Raw genomic sequence first — 20509 nt, forward strand, 5'->3', positions numbered from 1 at the left:
CTAATCAGTAAGAGTACATTCTTTAGGATCTTTTTCGATAAAAGCTTGGATACTTGGTTGTCTTAATGAATGACCTTCAGTCCATTCGATGAATTGAACTTTCACAGTTAACAATGGTTGAATCCATTGAACTTCTTTTATTCTTTTCGGTTGGCTACTAAATGGATTTTTTTCTATTTTAATCGTATTAATGACTGTAGTAAGGTCTTTCCATTCTAATTTCGTTAATTTCCCTGTTCCAACATGCCCTATAAACACGAGTTGATTCTCTTCGTCATAAAGTCCTACTAAAATAGAATTAACAATTCCAGAGCGATACGTTACCCCACCGATTACAGCAATAATGTCTTTATAATTTTTTACTTTTTGCCACGCATTGTGCTTTCCATTGATCGAGTATTTACTATTTAAATTTTTACATACGATACCTTCTAAATTATGCTGTTTCGCAACCTCAAATAAAGCAACTCCGTCAGTATTATTTGGAACTAATTGAATTTGGGTGCTAGGTTGGACAGCTTCTATTAATAAATTTTGTCTCTCTTGTAGAGGTAATTGAGTAACCCATTCTCCATTGTAAAAAAGAATATCAAAAATCATATAGAAAATAGGTACAGCTTCTATAGCTGAATCAACCCGATCCATGCGCCTAATTCCATCCCTTCGCATTACCTCATGAAACGATGGATTACCATTTTGATCGAGAGCAATGACCTCCCCGTCTAAAATGATTGATTGAGCATTCGTATAGGATTTTATATTTGTTAGCTCTGGAAAAATAGTTGTACGATCATTTAATTTGCGGTTAAATAATTTAACTTCTTTTCCATCAAAATAGGTAAGGATTCTAACACCATCCCATTTAATTTGCGAAATCCACTCAGAACCAATTGGTACAGTATCTGAAGAAATAGGCTCAAAAGGAAAAATTGGATCTAGCTCCATTACTACCTCCTATTTAACTCGTTGCTTTTTTAGGCGCTTTAGTTTTAGGCTTTTTCGGAGGGGTTGCTTGTCCTTTTGTTCGATCGATACTCGCTTGTAATGCAGACATTAAATCAACAACATTTTTTTGTTCTGCCGGTTTCTCCTGTCCTGTAGCGATATAATCATTTTTATTAACTTTTTCCGAAATTAATTGTTCTAAAGCTGTACGATATGTATCAGTATAGTTTTCTGGATTAAACGTTGTCGTTAATTGTTCAACTAGCATCATACCAGCCTGTAATTCTCGTTCCGCCAATCCAGCCTTTTCAGGCACACCACCTGGAAGATTTTCAATTGCTCTAATCTCATCTGGAAAATGTAATGTTTCAAGAATAATCGCGTTTTTATATGGCCGAATAGCAGCTAAATGCTGTTTGCTACGAATCGTAATTTTTGCAAGGCCGATTTTCTTACTTTTCTTCAATATTTCCGAAAGTAGAGCATATGCCTTTGTCCCACCAGAATCGGGGCCAATATAATATGTTCGATCAAAATAAACTGGATCAATTTCTGAAAGTTTGACAAAATCAATAATTGATACAGTTTTCAGTTCAAATTCTTCTTTTAATTTATTCATTTCCTCTTCAGTTATTTCCACAACTCTACCATTCGGAGTTTCAAATACTTTAATGATTTCTTCGGGAGTAACTTCATCATCACAACTTGCAACCTTTTTATAGTTGATTGGCGTTTTACAATCCTTATGATATTGACGAAACTTTATATCCTTATCTTCAACTGCTGAAAACAACTTTACTGGGATTGTAACTAATCCCATACTGATTGTCCCTTTCCAGACTGTATGCATATACTCACTACCTTCTTTATTTTTATGATTAGCTTTTGTTAAATGAATGGGTTTAATTCAATTTGCTTTTTTCTCCATCAGAATAAAAAAATCTTATAAAAGAAGACTAAAAAAGTTAATCAACATAAGTCTTAAATGGAGGGTCGTATGAATAACTCAAATGATTTACAAAAAATAAATAAGGAATTTCAATATATGCCTATTACATCTATATCGAGTGGCAATGGGATGGAATTAGCGAATGATTTATTTTATGAAACAAATCAAATTGTGAATTTTTGCTTATACGGAAATCCTAATTTATCAAGTGAGTGGGTATTAATTGATGCCGGTATGCCAAAATCATTTGATAATATTTTGGATATAGCTGAAAAAAGATTCGGTGAAAAACACAAATTAAAAGCAATCATACTTACTCATGGACATTTTGATCATATCGGGGGAATCTTTGATTTAGTAAAAGAATTCAATATTCCTGTTTATGCGCATGAAAAAGAGTTACCATATTTAACAGGAGAAAAGAATTATCCAGAACCAGATGGTACAGTTGAAGGTGGATTAATTGCAAAGTTATCGCCATTGTTACCAAACGAAGGAATTAATTTAGGAAAATATATCCATATTCTTCCTGCAGATGGTTCTGTACCAGAAATGCCACATTGGAAATGGATTCACACACCGGGTCATTCACCTGGACATATTTCACTTTTTAGAGATGATGATCAATTACTGATTGCTGGAGACGCCTTTGTTAATGTTAAACAAGACTCTATTTACAGAGTTCTAACTCAAAAAAGAGAAATAAGTGGTCCTCCTAGATATTTGACGACAGATTGGGAGGCAGCATTGAATTCTGTAAAAAAACTGCAGGCTTTACACCCTAAAAAAGCAATCACAGGTCACGGCTTTCCATTGCTAGAAGACAATTTAAATGAACAATTAGACTACTTAGTTAAAAACTTCAACACAATCGCCAAACCTGATTATGGACGATATGTTTAAAAAATGACGCTCCTTAATTGGCTAAATTTATAGGTAAAAAATTAAAACTCCCTACTTTTGTAAGGAGTTTACTAAATTTAATTTTAAACTCCTTCAATGTTCATTCGGCATATTAGGAAATTTTGGAACTGAAAAAACTTTTGGAGGTTCGATTATGTTTAAATCCCCGCCATTCCTAGACTTGTTTTAATTAGATTTAGCCGTTTCTGCATCTTGGTTTGGCTTAATATATTTGATGGACAAAAAAAGTCCAAGAACTCCTAAAATGATGGAACAATACAACATATAATTATCTGGTTTACTCATTAAATAGGCAAAAGCAGGAGGTCCTGCGGCTACCCCCACAAAGCGTAAAGAACTATAAAGAGAAGTGATAGTCCCTCTTTGTTCCTTCTCAATCCCCTCTGTGATTAATGCATCTAAGCTTGGTAATGACATTCCGATTCCAATCCCGCTGATCAATAAACTCGTGATAATCATATAGATATCTTTGTTGATAATCGGTATTACAAAAGAAAGGCTTATGAGAATAAATCCGATGACAATGCAATTTTTCATGGCGCCTTTTTGATTTCCAATTTTTTTACCTGTTTTATAAGAAGTGTAGGATAAAGCAGCAAGTGGGATTGCCAGCACACAACCTTTCCATATTCCAATTATGTGATAACGCTTTTCTAATATTTTTGATAAATAAAAAAGCATACCAAATAAAATAAACATGATAATGGCACCTAAAATAAAGATCGTATAAAGCCATTTTCCATTATTTCGAAATATTTTTCGAATTGATCTAATAAACAGTTTAAACTTTTTCTTTCTTTTATCTTTTCTTTTTGCTCTCATAGGTTGTTTTGGAGGTTTTACAAAAATTAAAATTAAAATAATTGATAGTAAGCAAAGGAAAGGTATTGATAAAAATGGTAAATACCAAACAACCGCTGCTAATGCAGAACCGAGTATTGGGCTAAGTACTTTTCCAAAAGTATTCGATGTCTCAACTAAGCCTAATCCTTTACTAACTTCATTTTCATCCTTAAACATATCTCCCACACACGGAATAACAACAGGCATTGCCCCAGCAGAACCGATACCTTGAATGATTCTCCCGACAATTAACCACGCGTATGGATTTTCTAATTTCCAACAAACAAAGCCAGCTAAGGCCCCCCCAACTCCCGCAATAATTAAACTAGGAATAATTACTTTTTTTCTTCCAAATAAGTCAGATAGATAACCTGCTATAGGGATAAGAATGATTGCAAAAACTGAATACACAGTTATAATCATTGAAACTTTAAGGCCAGATATATTTAATTGTTGTTCTAATTTTGGAAGTACGGGGATCAACATTGAATTACCTAAAGTCATTACTAGAGGTACTGTAGATAGCGCCCATAAACTCCGCGTTTGTTTTTTATCCATATTACCTCCGCGTTTTGTGTAACTAAAAACAATCACCAGTCTTTATAATTCCCAAGTATCTCTTTTGATTGAATTGTAATTTTTACTAATTACGATTTATAGGTAAAAATCGGGGCAAAATGAAAGATATACCATTTTCGAAAGGAAGAGTATTTATGACTACCCAAGAGAATTCAGCTAGTTATTTTCATTTGAATTTATGGTCAGGAATTTTGTTTGGACTTGGATTGGTTGCATTTTTTGACGAAGCAGTTTTTCATCAACTACTTCATTGGCATCATTTTTACGATAAGTCTACAACAAGTATAGGGCTTATCTCTGATGGTCTATTTCATGCCTTTAGTTGGTTTTCGACAATAGGCTCATTATTTATGCTTGCGAATTTAAGGAGAAAAAAATCACTCTATATTAAAAGATGGGTAGGTGGAGTTTTACTCGGAGCAGGTTTGTTTCAACTTTATGATGGAACCGTACAGCATAAGTGGATGAAGCTACATCAAATTAGATATAACGTCGATATTATGCCCTATGATTTAACTTGGAATATCACTGCTTCTATTATGACATTAATAGGTTGCATTCTAATTCTTAAAACTCGAAATAAAGGTGGTCAATTTGAGAGATAACTTCAATTCGTTTGATCCACTCATTATTTTATTAATCTTACTTTTTATTGTTGGATATTTAGTTGCTGCGATGAAACATAAAAAAAAGCCATGGCCAAAGTTTCGCTCTATATTATGGGTAACTGGTTTTTTTTGTATATTAATTTCCGTCATTGGACCAATTGCCAAACTAAGTCACCATCTATTTGTTTTCCATATGATTATGCATTTGTTACTTGGTATGCTCGCTCCATTTTTTATCGCTTTATCTAGACCGATTACATTATTATTAACATCATTAAAAACGCAACATGCAAGGAGTGTGTCACGTCTTTTAAGAAGTGCTCCAGTTCAGTTATTAACTCATCCTATTAGTACCTTACTTTTAAATATCGGAGGACTTTGGTTACTATATACCTCTACTGTATTTAATTTAATTCATAAGAGTACCTTATTGTTAAATTTTGTACATATCCATTTGTTTCTTTCGGGATATCTATTTACCATCTCAATCATTGCTATTGAACCGATTTCTCATAAATTCAGTTTTTTGTTTCGCTCATCAATTATGATTCTTGCAATAGCAGGTCATGATATTTTATCGAAATTGCTTTTTTCAAATCCATTAGACAGTTTCGGTTTTAATGATGTTCAATTTGGTGCAGTTTTAATGTATTATGGAGGGGATTTTGTTGATTTGTTAATCATTACTGCACTTTGTTATTTCTGGTACAATTCATCAAATTCTAAAAAAAGAGCCTTTATTTAATGGACTTTTTTGCCACATATAATCCCTTTAGAAGATGCACAAAATATTAATGCATAAAGAAGGAGGGTTAAAGATGAATAAAATTTGTCTTACATTATGCACTGTTTCATTATCATTTATAATTTCAACTAATGTTCATGCTGCGTCACCTGGGCCTGATGCTACACAATTAGAACCAAGCTATGATCATAACGGTAAACAGATCAAAAGAAGTTTTAACAATAATTTTAATGATCCAAACCATGTTGTAAATAATACAAAAAATACAGTTAAAGAAGGGTATTATGATACTAAAAATACGGTTAAAGAAGGGTATTATAATACAAAAAATAATATAAAAAATACATCAAATGACATGTTAAATAACAATTATAACGGAGTAAATAACCCAGTAAATAATGATGGAAATTATTATCGACGAAATGTAAATGTAACGCCTACTCCTGTTTCTAATACTTTAAATACTACTGACAATACCAATAATAATCATTTCAATTATGGATGGCTTGGGCTTCTTGGATTATTAGGATTTGCGGGTCTTCGAAAAAAAGAAAGAGTTGAATAAAAATAAAACCTTATTGGGGCTTTCTCCAATAAGGTTTTATTTATGGACTATGTTTTTATTATGAATTACCTCTTTATAAAAATTGATTTTTTGCTCTAACATTTTATTCGTCTCTTCTAATGTTTTAAGCTGATGTTCAATAGACTGTTTATGCTCAACTAATAATCCTAATCTTGCCAAAGATGTATGCTCACCTTCTGTATATAAATGTGCATACTCTTTAATCTTATTAACTGGCATTTGCGTTTCTTTTAGCTTTAGAACAAATCTTAACCACTGAATGTGTGATTCAGAATACAATCTTTCACCATTTGCATTTCGATCTGGAAGAATGATCTGTTCTTTTTCATAATAACGTAATGTATGTGTGCTTATTCCTAACATTTGAGCGACTTCACCAATTGAATACATAAATACCTCCAGTTTGAGTCATAAATAAAAACAGTTTGACTTAGAGTTTACTCTAACCAGTATAATGAATCCGTAACTGATACACAATTAATTTAATTTTAGTATAAACCAAATCATTGGGAGGAATTTAGATGAAAAAATATACTGTCATTACAGGTGCTAGTTCAGGAATAGGGTATGAATCAGCTCTTGCGTTTGCCGCACGTGGAAAAAATTTAATCATCGTTGCTCGTAGAACGGAAGAACTTGAAAAATTAAAATCAGAAATCGCTAAATTGAATTCAGATCTTGAAGTAGTCATAAAAACGGCTGATTTATCTGTTGTTAAAAATGCTTTTGATTTATATGAAGGACTTAAAGAATATGATATTGAAACTTGGATTAATAATGCAGGGTTTGGTAATTTCGCTTCAGTTGGTGAACAAAATTTAGCAAAGATCGAAACTATGCTTAATTTGAATATTGAAGCTTTAACGATTTTAACTTCACTATACGTACGCGATTATTCAACTGTCGAAGGTACACAAGTTATCAATGTTTCATCTGGTGGAGGATATACAATTATCGGAAATGCCGTCACATATTGTGCGACTAAATTCTATGTGAGTGCCTTTACAGAAGGGCTAGCTCATGAATTAAAAGAAAAAGGGGCAAAAATGCAAGCAAAAGTATTAGCACCTGCTGCAACTGAAACAGAATTTGCAAAAGTATCATATGATTTAGAAGAAAACATTAAATTTGAAGGCGTTCTACCAAAATATCATACTGCAAAAGAAATGGCCGGTTTTATGTTGGAGCTTTATGACAGTGAAAAGGTCGTAGGAAAAGTCGATGGAATTACTTATGAATTCCAATTATTAGATCCACTTTACCCTTATGCAACAAGATTAGAAAGGCAGGATTAAGGATAAGAAGAGTCTTTTACAACCTCCTCTATAACCTTAAACTCTGCATCCTAATTTTAATTTTCTAACACTAAATTTAAATGTGGATATTTAGTAGCCCTATATTCAGAAGGGCTACTTTTTATGTATTTTTTAAATATACGACTAAAGTAATTCGAATCTTGAAAACCAATTCGTGTAGCAATTTCTTGCATGGTTAAATCAGTCATTTCTAAATAAAACATTGATTTTTCAATCCTTATTCTATTTAAAAAATCAATCACACTTGTGCCAATTTCTTTTTTGAATAGGTGACTGAAATGATATTTACTTACGTTACAAAATTGAGCTATTTCTTCCAGTGTTATGCTAGTTTGATGATTTTCTCGAATATACTTAGTTGCTTTACGAATAACAGGACTCATCTGATTATTAAATGAATTGGCTATTTGAACCGTTAGCCAGTAAGCATATTCACAAACCTTTTTAACAAATTTATCATAGCGAATAATATGATATAGTTCCTGAATCATTTGAGCGTTTTTTGACATGATGAGTGTTGCATTCACGCCTGACTCTACTACAACCCTAGAGATTAACATAATTAAATCGACTACTTCAGTCTTAAATACGTCTTCATTTAATCGGCATGCATTTGCTACTTTTTCAAGGAAGCTTTTTAATTGATTGACTACACCTTCTTCATCACCAATACGTACAAGTGCTAATAATTCAATACGATCCTCAGTTGATCGTGCTCTTAGTGTATTTTCTTCCACTGGTTTAATACCACTATGAAATATCAGTTTGTTCCCTTGAAAAAAACGACCTGACATTGACTTTCTAGCCTCTTCAAAAGAGTGGTATAACATATATGGATTACTATATTTTTTACCTATTCCAATTGAAACGGAAATCTTGGCCCTATCCAATGAATTTTGAATTTCTTCTGCCATTTTATATATCTTATTATTGAATTCGATCTCACTATCTTTATCTTCTAGCTCAATTAGAAGTGCAAGCACACCTTCCTCTACCCAGTTCCATAAATAAGGAACTCCGATCGTCTGATCAATTTGATTTATTAGTTCATGGCCAATTTCTTTTTTCCACTTAATTGAGTTTTCTACTGCTAAATCAGGATAGCGATCGATTGAAATCACCATTACAACATTTGGATAAGTATTAATGCCACATCTTTTTTGAACTTCATCAAAAGTTCCTATATGGACGAGCGTACCAGAGAGTAACAAATTTGAAAAAGCTGATTGAGTAGCATGTTGATTCATCTTTATATCTCCTTTTTAGCCTATGATTTTTCTTAGGTGAATATTTGGTAGTAAGCATCGAAAATGATTGAGCCATAAAAAAAGAAGCTGTCGTACTCTTAGAGTATAACTGCTTCCTTACAAATTTCATAATTCCATAGCGCCTATTTTATCTTCAACAAGTTTAACAATTTCTCCATCATGAATTTGATTACGAATTTTTTCAATATCATGATAAAAATAGCGATCCTCTTCAACTGTTGGAACTTGATTTCTAATTAACTGGTGAATACTTGCCGTTACTGGTGATGCTTTTAACGAATCATGGAAATCTAGAGCTTGAGTAGCGACCATCAACTCGATTGCTAAAATATGTTCAAGTTTTTTAGAAATCTGAAATGCTTTCCTAGCTGCAAAGTAAGCAAAGCTAACTACATCCTCTTGATTCGCACATGTAGGCGTATTATCAATTGTTGCTGGATGCGATAAAACTCTTATTTCATTAAGCAATCCTGCAACAGTATATTGCGGAATCATATATCCATTGTTTAAACCGGGATTGACAACTAAGAAATTTGGAAGTTCACTTACATGATAATTTACTAATCGATCTATACGACGTTCTGTAATTTTTGCTAAGTTTGCCATAGCAATACAAATAGTATCCGCATCGATTCCCACATATGTAGCATCAAAATTGCCACCCATTAATGCAATACCATCTTCTTCCTCTGGCCAAATGATCGGATTATCACTTGAAGATTGCATTTCATTTTTAATATTTTCCAATGCATTTTTAAACACTTTTTTAACTGCACCATGAACTTGTGGTATACATCTTAAACTAAGTGCATCTTGTAATCGATAATCCTTATACTGTTCTGCAAGCTCACTTCCATTTAATATCACTGAAATGATTCGAGCAGTATTTGCTTGTTCTTCATGTTTTTTTACCGAGTGAAGACGCGGATCTAAAGCCTTTATTGTCCCTTTAAGTGCTTCTAATGACATAGCACCAGTGACATCTGCAGTTTTTACTGCTTGAATTGCATTGTATATCGAAAGTATTGCGAATGCTGAAACTGATGTAGTTCCATTTAATAGTGCTAAACCTTCTTTACACTCAAATGTCATTGGTTTTAGGCCTGCACGCTCCAAAGCTTCATGCCCATTTAGAAGATCGCCTTTATACCACGCTTTTCCTTCGCCCATTAATACTAGCGCCATATGAGCTTCAGGAGATAAATATGCTACTGATCCATCACCTGGAACAAATGGTAAAATATCATTATTAAGAAGCGCTGCAATAAGCTCTAACACTTCTAATCTAACTCCAGAAAAGCCTTGACCTATATTATTTAATATCATTAATTGGATGGCTCTTACTACTTCTCTTTCAAGTGGCTCGCCTACAGAAACAGCATGAGATCGGACTATATTTCGTTGAAGAGCCTGAGCATCTTCTTTTGAAATAACTTCTGTTACGTTACTACCAAAGCCAGTAGTTACCCCGTAAACCGCTCTTTCTTCATCAAGAAACTTTTCAATTAGATTACGAGAATGATTTATTCTAAGAAAGTAGTTTTCTGTAAATGATACTTTTGCACCATATCTTGCAACAGCAATTACCTCATTAATCGACAACTCATGATCCCCGAGAATAACCTCTTTAATATTTTTTGGATGAATAATATCGTTCTTGAACATCAAAACACCTCTTATTTATGAATGAATGATTGAAAACGCTCGTCTTTCGAAGCGCGAAGCTTCACGAGGAGCGAAGTTACCTTAGACGGTATTGAGCCCCCTTAAGCAGATGAAGCTAAAAAGAAAGCGAGCGTTAATGAGTTGGGTAAATCAAATTAATGACTCGAAACTGATTGCTTGTTTGTCTCTACTATATCCCCTTCAAGTAGTGGATTACTAGCTTCATTTAAAGAAAGTGATTTAGTTTCTGGTGCCCAAGCGATCGAAACAATCGTACCAATAAATAGAATAATAGACATTCCAATCATAGAAGGTGTCATCCCCATTGAGCTAACGCTTATAGGTAGTAGGAATGTTCCAATAGCTGATCCAATTCGACTAACTGCTGTTGTCAAGCCAACCCCAGTTCCACGAACCTCGGTCGGAAATAGTTCAGCAGGATACACTAATGTTAAATTAGACGCCGCCGACATGACAAATGTAAAGATTGCAAATACAATAATTGCAATTGTATGTAGACCCGGTGGTAAGACTGTTAATGCGAATAATGAAATCGTTAAAATAATAAATGTATTAATTGTAAACCCTCTACGAGTTAATTTTTCAGTACACCAAACACCAGCTAACGCACCTACTAGAAGGAACAAGTTTAGAACCATGTCTACACCAAATGTTTCTTCAAATCCCAATTTACTTAAAATAGTTGGTAGGAATGTATAGATTGCGAAATATGGAACTACCTGACACATATAAAAAAGTGATCCGAATGTTGTCCGTTTCCATAGCTGCTTATTGAATAAATCTGTAACCTTGTATGCTTGTTTAGAATTAGCATCGACTGACTCATCCATTACAGCATTTTCACCAATATACTTTCTTACAATAGCACGTGCTTCTTCAACACGGCCCATCTTTAATAACCAACGTGGAGACTCCGGAGTTCCGAAACGTAAAAGCAAGACAATTAGACCTGGAAGTGCAGCACTCACTAGCATCCAACGCCATGCGTCTGGCCCTGTTTTTTCTAAATAATAGCCAACTAGATTTGAAGCTACATATCCTACTGTCCATAAAACATTTAATGAAGATAATAACATACCTCTATACTTTCTAGGTGCAAACTCTGCTAGCAAAGTCGATCCTACTGCATAATCTCCTCCTAGTGCAACACCGATTATAATCCTTAATGCAAAAAGCGTATATGGATCGTGAACAAAAAACTGTAGGGCAGATGCGATTGTAATAATAACAAAGTTTGCTAAATAGATTTTTTGCCTACCAATACGATCTGATAATCCGCCAAGAAACAAACTACCGAAAAAAAGTCCGATTAATGCGGAACTACCGATTAATCCTTCCCATACAGAATTTAATTTCATCTGTGGGCCTAGTAGCGAAAGTGCCATGCCTATAATTCCTAAAGCATAGCCATCCGAAAAATTCGATCCAAAAGTTAGTGCTGTAATCCGAATATGGAATTTATTAAGCGGTGCATCATCCATCATAAATTTTTTTTCCTTCAAAAGAATACCCCCTTTTTGACTTTCCAGATAAAATAAATTGTAAAAAATAGTAAATAATAAAATAATTTCTTACTAAAGCGCTTCCAAAATTTTCAGTATTTTTAATAAATTATAATTATTATGCTTTAAATTATCTCTAGATAAAGTTTCGGATTACTAGCACAATATTGCTGAATGTGTAGTCCAAAGGGATGGTAACCATGATGGAAATAGGAGGAAAAGGATTTAAAAGAATAAGAGATAGCTTATTAGCTATCTCTCAGAAGTCTAACATAATCAACATTGAGAAAGACGAACACAAATAATTTGCGAATCATTTTTTGAAGATTAATTTAGAAACTTCCTCAAGTTTATACTTTCTTACTTAAAAAACGATTTAATGAAAACATACTCAAATCAAAAGCAGATTTCTGATTTGTTACTAGGTCAGCAATAATCTCACCTACTACGCTTGCAAACTTAAAGCCATGGCCGGAGAAACCAGTGGCAATGATTACATTTTTGTATTCTGGATGCTGATCAATAATGAAGTGCTCGTCCGGAGTCATTGTATATAAGCATGTTTTACCTTTTAGTAATCTACCATTTGCAAGTGGCATATACTCGCTTAAGAAATTTCTCAGATCCGTTTCATCTTCAAAGAACTCTCCAAATTCTCGGTTAAATTGATCCGGATCTACTATTTGTCCTCCATCATGTCGACCAATTTTCAATCCGCTATTATGAAGACTTGGAAAGCCATAGTAATGTCGATCAATTAGATCGATTGTAAATGCTGGCAGCGAACTAGAATCATATAGCTGATGATCACATTCAAACCAAGCAACTGTTTTACGAGTAGGTTTTAGGGGTATATTAATACCCGTCTTTTCAAGAATTTTACCAGACCAAGCGCCTGCACATACTACAAGTTTATCCGCTGTGTAAACAGCATTCTCTGTACACACTTGTGTCTTATTAGTACCTACTTCAATATCAATAACAGGCGAGTTAGTTTTAAGACTATTTCCTTCCTGGATAAATAGTTCTCTATACGCTCGAACACATTCTTCACTAAAAAGAATTCCGGAAGACGTTTCTAAACAACCAATAAATCCTTCCGGTAAACGTAAGCCTGGCCATCTTGCATTGATCTCATTACTATCCAATATTTCAAGCGGCAACGAAAATTCTTTTGCACTATTTATTACTTCATTAGTAAAAGTCGAGCCAGGTGCACCAGCACATAAAACGCCGGTTCTAGAGAATAATTGTTTTCCAGACAATTGTTCTAGTTCTTCCCATAATTTTTGTGCTCGCAATGCTAGCGGCACGTATTCTCTACTTTCTCCATATGCATGACGAATGATCCTCGTATCGCCATGGTGGCTACCTAAGCTATGAGGCGGATCAAAAGAATCTATTAATAATGTATTTTGATTGCCTTTTGATAAGTAGTATCCTGCTGCCATTCCCATAGAGCCTGCTCCAACAATTATTACATCATAGTGATTATTCAACAATTTCACTCCTTACCTTCTTCATTCGTATGACATATTCTTTTTGTTATTACAATATACCTTCTTAAATAAGCAATTTTAGTAAATCAAGCTTATTCTAAAAAAACAAAAAACCCGTCTATGATCATTCATAAACGGGTTTTATAGTTTTTATAGTTTTTCGTATGCTGCTTGGTATTTTTGAATATCTCCAGCACCCATAAAAATTAAGACGCTATTTTTATGGTTTTGTAAATTGCTGATATTGTCATCAGTCAATAGTTCAGCACCTGCAATTTTACAAGAAAGGTCTTCAATTGTTAAAGTACCTTTATCTTCCCTTGCAGAACCAAAAATATCACATAAGTAAACTTTATCTGCTTTTTCTAATGTACCAGCAAATTCATCTAAAAATTTACTTGTGCGTGTAAATGTATGCGGTTGGAACACTGCTACGATTTCACGATCAGGATATTTTTGACGTGCTGCTTGAATCGTGGCTTGGATTTCAGTTGGATGATGAGCATAATCATCAATTAACATTTGATCTCCAAAGCGTTTTTCACTGAAACGACGTTTTACGCCACCATATGTTAATAATCTAGCTTTAATGATATTAACATCAATTTCTTCATAATGGCAAAGCGCAATTACTGCTAAAGCATTTAAAATACTATGATCACCATATCCAGTAATATCAAAAGTAGCGTAATACGTATTACGGACGAATACATCAAATGTTGTACCATTTGTATGTTTTTCGATATTACGAGCTTGGAAATCATTGTCCTCGTTAAATCCATAATACATTACAGGTACTTTTGCATAAATACGTTGAAGATGTTCGTCATCTCCACATGCAATAATACCTTTCTTTACTTGATCAGCCATTTGTTGGAAAGCATCGAATACATCATCTACACTCTTATAATAATCCGGATGATCAAAATCAATATTAGTCATGATGCAATAGTCTGGGAAGTATGAAAGAAAATGACGACGGTATTCACAAGCTTCAAATACGAAATACTCGCTGTCTTTTTCACCTTTACCAGTACCATCTCCAATTAGAAAAGAAGTTGGACGCGCACCAGAAACTACATGGGCTAATAAACCTGTCGTAGAGGTTTTACCATGTGCTCCAGTAATTGCAACGCTAGTAAATTTATTCATATATTCCCCTAGGAATTTATGATAGCGTGCCATCGGGATTCCTTTTTCAATAGCAGCTGCAATTTCTTCATGAGTATCAGGAAATGCATTACCTGCTATAACGAATTGGCCTTCTTGAATATTTGCTTTATCAAATGGTAAAATCGTAATATTTTTTTTTCGTAATTCATTTTCAGTGAAAAAGTGCTTTTCATAATCTGATCCCTGAACGGTCAAACCAGAATCATGTAATATTTGTGCCAAAGCACTCATTCCAGTACCTTTAATCCCTACAAAATGGTAAACTGTCATATTAAAAGAACCTCCAAAATCGATCACTAATACAACGGCCTATCTCTTAGACAGTATATGTGTGAATAAAAGAAATGGCATCAATATTTTATAAATTTGATGCATTGTTACTTTGCCGAGTCTAGTTAATTTTCTAATGATAACTAACTTAAATTTTTACGCAATTAGTATTATATCACTTTAACTCCCATAGGACTATTTATTTTAAGTCGCACTATACGGAAATAGGTGGAAATATAAATACTTTTAGTTATCTGCTTATATTAAAATACTATCAATCTTAAATTGATTTTTTACCCCTTTATAGTTTAGGGCTCATTTCTACTCTTTCTAATCGCGGATTTTCACGAAGCTTTCTTCCAGCTTTCGCTTGTTGTACACCATCTAGTTCAACATTATCACCCGTAAAGCCTACATTAACTTTTAATAAACTTCCGCCTACACCATATAAATCTACTGGTACACCTTGTTTCTCAAAAGCTAATATTCTTTCTACAGTAAATCCACCGCTTACTACAATTTGTACATGCTGATACCCTTCTTGATCTAGTGCATTTCGTAAAGCAAAAATTAATGGAGGATTTACACCCCTAGGATCAAAACTTCCTAACAATTCTGGATTGCCTATAAAATACTGATCAATCATTGTTTTCGATGTATCTACACGTACAGCCTTTAATTTACTACCATATTCTCGTGCAACCTTTAAAGCGTCATTTATGACATCATTATTATAATCTACTAAGACAATTAAATCATCTTGTGGATAAACTTCTGTGTATGCACGCGCAGCTTCCACAACATCACCATTATACATTTGAATCAATGCATGAGGCATTGTACCCATACCTTCATTGCCCCACCACTCATTCATTGCATGAGTTGCTTGTGCAGTTGCACCACCAATAAATGCTGCGTAACCGTCACCTGCTTGTGTCGTGAAATGATCATCACGGTCTCCCATGAAAATAACAGGCTTTTTAATGCCTGCGGATTTTGCAGAATGTTTTACATTGTAAACATTTGTCGCAACAGAAGTACGTCTAGCCAAAATACCGTCAATAATTCCCTCTAAATAGCCAAAATCAGCATATTTACCTTTAATTGTTAATACAGTTTCAAATGGTTCAATCATATCTCCATCCTTTAATGAATGAACAATAAGATTTTCTGGATGATCTGCAAAAGTTTGTAAAATCGCAATTGCTTCATCCGTGCCACATAATACTGCACTTTCTCTTTGGAAAAATTGCATTGTTACTTCAGTATCTGGCTTCTTTTTTCGAATGATTTCTCTAGTTTTTAAAAAATATACAGCTGAAAACCAGCCTTCTCCGATTCTCTCATCAAATTTAAATGTTTGATTCGTTAATCGGCTTATTTTACCTTGTAATTTTAAATCTAATTCTTTTTCCATGAATCTTCACCTGCTGAAAAGTATCGTTCTTTTTTTCTAGTATGGGTTAAAAAAACTTTAACATTCGTTACTTAATTTTTATCGAATTTCTAATATATCACTCAGAACGAATCTCCTCTAATGATGTGATCAGTACATCACGAGGTTTACTTCCATTTTGATTCGATACAATCCCGTGATCAAACATTAGGTCAATTAATCTAGCTGCACGGTTGTACCCAATTCGAAAACGTCTTTGTAACATTGAAACAGAAGCACCTTTTTGATCAATGACAAACTCCACTGCTTCTTCAAAAAGTTCATCATCAACATCTTGTGCATCCGCTTTTGCTACAAGTTCCTCTTGATTAAATAAGTAATTCGGTTTTTGTTGGTCTTTAACAATCTCTACAACATGTTCGATTTCATCATCCGAAACATAAACTCCTTGTAATCGAATTGCTTGAGATTTTCCATTATCTAAGAATAACATATCTCCTCGTCCAAGTAACTTTTCAGCTCCGCCAATATCAATAATTGTTCTAGAATCTACTTGTGAAGATACTGTAAACGCAATACGCGTCGGTATATTTGATTTAATAATACCTGTAATGACATCAACTGAAGGTCTTTGAGTTGCAACTAATAAATGGATTCCGCATGCTCTCGCTTTTTGGGCAATACGACAAATATAAGTTTCTACATCTCCAGGAGATACCATCATTAAATCCGCTAATTCATCAATAATAATGACTAAGTAAGGTAACTCATCATTATAAGCACCTTTTTTCTTCGCTAAATCATTGAATCGCTTAATATCTCTTGCTCCAGCATGAGCAAATAAATCATAACGTCGATCCATTTCATCACATGCCCACTTTAAAGCAGCAGTCGCGGCTCTAGCGTCAGTAATGACTGGCGAAATAAGATGTGGAATATGATTGTACGGTGCAAGTTCAACCATCTTAGGATCGATTAAAATTAATTTCACTTCATGAGGTTTCGCTTTATATAAAATGCTAACTAGAATTGAATTAATACATACGCTCTTTCCTGATCCTGTTGCTCCAGCAATTAAACCATGTGGCATTTTTGAAATATCTGCATAGACAGGATCTCCACCTATATCAAGTCCTAGAGCAACTGTTAAAGGTGACTCGCTTTGCAAAAATTTATCCTGACTAACTAATTCTCTTAAGTATACAGGCTTACTTTCTTTATTTGGCACTTCTATACCAATGGCACTTCGACCAGGAATCGGTGCTTCAATTCGAATATCCCTAGCTGCTAGGCTCAGTTTAATATCATCTTGTAAGTTCGTTATTTTATTTACTTTAACCCCAGGATCAGGCTGTACTTCGAAACGAGTTACTGTTGGACCTTGGGTTGCAGCAATTACTTTAGCTCCTACATTAAAATTATGTAATGTTTCTTGTAGAAGTTGCTTTTGATCCTCAACCCAATCTCCATCATTAAATTGTTCCATTGGAGGATCAACTAATAAATCTAATTCTGGTAATTCATAAAGTACTGGTGGCATTTCTTCTAAACTTTGAGGTTCATCAGTCTGAACATTCTCTTTCGTTAAGTTCGTTTCTGTTTTACTTTCTTCAGTTTCAAGAACTGGCTGATTTTGAATTCCTTCAGGTGTAAATTCCTGAGTGATTGCTTCACTAATTATTTCACTTGGTTGAACTTTCTCTATAGATAAAGTTTCACTTTGTACAGATAAATTAGCATTCTCAATCATCAGTTCATTATGTTTTGTCTCAACTTCTTCATTTACCTTTTCTACTGTTGCAGCAGATTCACTTTGTAATTCACGAAGTTGTCTCATTATATTCGCTTTTCTTGACGACTCTACGTCACTTCTAAGCATCATTACATTAAAAGGAAAATGGCGTTTTTTCTGACGTTTCTCGATTGGTTTAGGTTCAGATTCCTCTTGATTAGCTTCAATTTCAGGCTTTATCTGTTCATTAATGTTTGTATCAGAATGTTGATTAATTCCAACGGATTCCTCTACTTTAGATTCTACATTGGAACTTTCATGCTGTACCGTCTCTTCTTTAATCTCTTTTATAACCTCATCTGTTAATTCAGGCTCTACTTCATACACTTCATTATTTTGAACAGAATCAATACCTTTGTCTTCGTTTTCATCATATTGGACCAAAGTCTCATCATGATTATTCGAGTCATTTTGTTCAATGATGTCTTCCATATTTAGAGTAAAATCATCGTTTTCTTTGTCTTCTTTAATGGAGGCAAGATCAGACCCATGAATATTTACTTCATGCTGTACTGCAGCCTCTGATTCAATTTTAAGGGTTTCGAATTGTACTTCTTCCTCTTTCGCTGCAGTTTCTGCTTCGATTTTAAGGGTTCCGAATTGTACTTCTTCCTTTTTCACTTCAGCTTCTGTTTCAATTGGATGTACCACAAGCTGTACAACTTCATTCGTATTTTCATCTTCCGCTTCTACCTGATGAACTTCAGGTTCTAAATCTTCATTCGTCTCTTCAACTTCAATTTCATGGGTTTCAAGTTGTTCATCTTCAACTTCATGTTCTATTTCACTTTGATGAACTTCAACATGTAGCTCTTCATTTTCAACTTGAATAGCTTCAGTTTGAATTTCTTCTTTTTCTACTAGCTCTAACACTTCAATTATTTCTTGATTTTGATTGCCGAAACTTCTATTTTCGAAAGTGTCGATTTCAACTTTTTCAAACGAAGTTTCAAGTACATTATTAATTTGAGAAGCTTCATCTCTCATTTCTTCTTTAGTTGAAGAAATGTTAACAGCAGTAGTATTTTCTTCTTTTATCGGAGGTTTTTGATAACCATAAATTGGTGAAATATATTCACTTGGTCGAAATGGTGTTTTTCTTTTTGGACGAAATACAATATCGACCTTTTCTTCTTTTTCTTCTTTTTCTACTTTTACTGGTTCTTCCTCACTTTTTGAGACCTGATTTTTTTCAAGTCGACTAGATAAATTACTTTTATCGTATTGAGTGCTTTGAGAAGTATTGCTTTGAAAAGTATTTCTTATAAAATTATTACTCTGATTATATGTAGGTTTATATTCTTTATTTAAATTGTTTGGTGACTTTTGCCAAATATCATCATTTTTTTCTTGTTTAATAACTGGTTCAATTTTTGTTTCCTTTATCGGCTTTGGTGACGGTATTTCTTCATCTAATTCAATTGGAAATCTAAATTTTGGACGCTCATGTGAAGCGCTTCTCTTTTTTTCGATAGAGTGTGATTGATAAACTTTCTCCTCAACAGGCTTTTCTTTAAACCCTTCTTCAAACTCTTCTTCTATCTCATTAAGGCTATTCGCCTTAAAAAGGCTTTTTAACCAATTTTTCATTTTTCTCACTCTCTCTATTTCTTTTCATACCTTTTATTTTACCATGTGACATAATGACAAAAAACACATTATTATTACAAATTGCGCTAGTTCAATCATATTTCCATATCAAATATATAATTTAATCAAATTATTATTAAAATAATAATTCTTTTATTGAAAAACAGAAAAAATACTAGACCAATTCATGGCCTAGTATTTATACGAAAATATATATTATTTAGTTAAAAAAAGCTTTTCCAACTTCAGCATCAGCTTCTAGAACTAAGATTCCTTTTTCTTGTGGAGCGTCAGGTAGATCAAGTTCACGTGCAGAGCAAATCATACCGAATGAATCCACTCCACGTAAATTAGCATCCTTAATAACTAATCCTGATGGCATTACTGCACCAACTTTTGCAACAACAACCTTTTGTCCTTGTTCAACATTTGGAGCACCACAAACGATTTGTAATGTATCTGTTCCAACATCTACTTTGCAAATATTTAATTTATCAGCATTTGGATGTTTTTCTTTTTCAATCACATATCCAATAACGAATTTAGGTGAAAGGTCTAATACTAATGTATCTTCAAACCCTTCCTTTGCTAGTAGTTCATTAACCGTATTCACAATGTGTTCAGTAATCGTAACGATACCATTTTCTTGAACATCTACATAAGTAGATGCCTCAAACACATTAATAGCAACTGTTTCATTTGTAACTGAACTATATACGCGTGCAATATTCCCTTTTCGCTCAACTTGACGATCTTCTGATGGAATTTGTTTTAGTGTAATTAATAGAGTATCGCCGATTCCTTCTTTGTTATAAAAAATATTCACTGATTTCTTCCT

The 20509-nt window shown here is 33.7% G+C and carries 17 protein-coding genes; 5 read left to right on the plus strand and 12 right to left on the minus strand.

What is annotated here, in order from left to right; all coding sequences use genetic code 11:
* Positions 1–945, minus strand: coding sequence for a non-homologous end-joining DNA ligase (gene ligD, locus AB1282_RS01660; protein ID WP_429898309.1), 945 nt, complete (start codon positions 943–945; stop codon positions 1–3).
* A 13-nt stretch (positions 946–958) separates the two neighbouring features.
* The gene (locus AB1282_RS01665; protein WP_056473390.1) at positions 959–1795 is read right to left on the minus strand and encodes a Ku protein; all 837 of its coding nucleotides are present in this window, start codon (positions 1793–1795) and stop codon (positions 959–961) included.
* Positions 1796–1930: 135 nt separating this feature from the next.
* Between AB1282_RS01665 and AB1282_RS01670 the strand changes: the two genes are divergently transcribed.
* Positions 1931–2797 (plus strand): MBL fold metallo-hydrolase, encoded by an 867-nt coding sequence (locus AB1282_RS01670; protein ID WP_429898310.1) that lies wholly within the window; start codon positions 1931–1933, stop codon positions 2795–2797.
* 186 nt (positions 2798–2983) lie between these two features.
* On the opposite strand, the gene AB1282_RS01675 is transcribed toward AB1282_RS01670, so the two are convergent.
* Positions 2984–4219, minus strand: coding sequence for an MFS transporter (locus tag AB1282_RS01675; RefSeq protein ID WP_429898311.1), 1236 nt, complete (start codon positions 4217–4219; stop codon positions 2984–2986).
* 155 nt (positions 4220–4374) lie between these two features.
* Between AB1282_RS01675 and AB1282_RS01680 the strand changes: the two genes are divergently transcribed.
* The 3 genes from AB1282_RS01680 (at position 4375) to AB1282_RS01690 (ending at position 6158) form a co-directional block, all read left to right on the plus strand.
* Positions 4375–4845, plus strand: a complete 471-nt coding sequence (locus AB1282_RS01680; RefSeq protein ID WP_056473386.1) for a DUF2243 domain-containing protein — start codon at positions 4375–4377, stop codon at positions 4843–4845.
* Positions 4835–5593, plus strand: coding sequence for a cytochrome c oxidase assembly protein (locus tag AB1282_RS01685; protein ID WP_429898312.1), 759 nt, complete (start codon positions 4835–4837; stop codon positions 5591–5593). Before AB1282_RS01680 ends, AB1282_RS01685 begins: the two co-directional genes overlap by 11 nt.
* 73 nt (positions 5594–5666) lie before the next feature.
* The gene (locus tag AB1282_RS01690) at positions 5667–6158 is read left to right on the plus strand and encodes a WGxxGxxG family protein (RefSeq protein ID WP_056473384.1); all 492 of its coding nucleotides are present in this window, start codon (positions 5667–5669) and stop codon (positions 6156–6158) included.
* A gap of 36 nt (positions 6159–6194) precedes the next feature.
* Here AB1282_RS01690 and AB1282_RS01695 read toward each other — a convergent pair whose 3' ends face one another.
* A complete protein-coding gene (locus AB1282_RS01695; protein ID WP_056473382.1) occupies positions 6195–6569 on the minus strand; it encodes a MerR family transcriptional regulator in 375 nt (124 codons plus the stop codon).
* A 131-nt stretch (positions 6570–6700) separates the two neighbouring features.
* Between AB1282_RS01695 and AB1282_RS01700 the strand changes: the two genes are divergently transcribed.
* Positions 6701–7474, plus strand: coding sequence for an SDR family NAD(P)-dependent oxidoreductase (locus AB1282_RS01700; RefSeq protein WP_429898313.1), 774 nt, complete (start codon positions 6701–6703; stop codon positions 7472–7474).
* Positions 7475–7530: 56 nt separating this feature from the next.
* Here the strand turns inward: AB1282_RS01700 and AB1282_RS01705 are convergent, their stop codons facing one another.
* The 8 genes from AB1282_RS01705 to ytpR form a co-directional block, all read right to left on the minus strand.
* A complete protein-coding gene (locus AB1282_RS01705) occupies positions 7531–8742 on the minus strand; it encodes an AraC family transcriptional regulator (RefSeq protein ID WP_429898314.1) in 1212 nt (403 codons plus the stop codon).
* A 126-nt stretch (positions 8743–8868) separates the two neighbouring features.
* Positions 8869–10428, minus strand: coding sequence for a histidine ammonia-lyase (hutH, locus tag AB1282_RS01710; protein WP_429898315.1), 1560 nt, complete (start codon positions 10426–10428; stop codon positions 8869–8871).
* A gap of 155 nt (positions 10429–10583) precedes the next feature.
* Positions 10584–11951, minus strand: coding sequence for an MFS transporter (locus AB1282_RS01715; protein ID WP_286131728.1), 1368 nt, complete (start codon positions 11949–11951; stop codon positions 10584–10586).
* Between the two features lie 350 nt (positions 11952–12301).
* Positions 12302–13450, minus strand: coding sequence for an N-methyl-L-tryptophan oxidase (solA, locus tag AB1282_RS01720; protein ID WP_429898316.1), 1149 nt, complete (start codon positions 13448–13450; stop codon positions 12302–12304).
* 150 nt (positions 13451–13600) lie between these two features.
* Positions 13601–14893, minus strand: a complete 1293-nt coding sequence (murC, locus tag AB1282_RS01725) for a UDP-N-acetylmuramate--L-alanine ligase (protein WP_056473375.1) — start codon at positions 14891–14893, stop codon at positions 13601–13603.
* 301 nt (positions 14894–15194) lie between these two features.
* Entirely contained in the window at positions 15195–16310 is a 1116-nt protein-coding gene (locus tag AB1282_RS01730) for a nicotinate phosphoribosyltransferase (RefSeq protein ID WP_056473373.1), read from the minus strand.
* A 97-nt stretch (positions 16311–16407) separates the two neighbouring features.
* Entirely contained in the window at positions 16408–19671 is a 3264-nt protein-coding gene (locus AB1282_RS01735; RefSeq protein WP_429898317.1) for a DNA translocase FtsK, read from the minus strand.
* Positions 19672–19891: 220 nt separating this feature from the next.
* On the minus strand, positions 19892–20497 hold the full coding sequence (gene ytpR, locus AB1282_RS01740) for a YtpR family tRNA-binding protein (protein WP_429898318.1): 606 nt from the start codon (positions 20495–20497) through the stop codon (positions 19892–19894).
* Between the last annotated feature and the right edge of the window lie 12 nt (positions 20498–20509).

This window comes from Gottfriedia sp. S16(2024) (assembly GCF_050473765.1).
In the GTDB taxonomy this organism is placed as follows: domain Bacteria; phylum Bacillota; class Bacilli; order Bacillales; family Bacillaceae_G; genus Gottfriedia.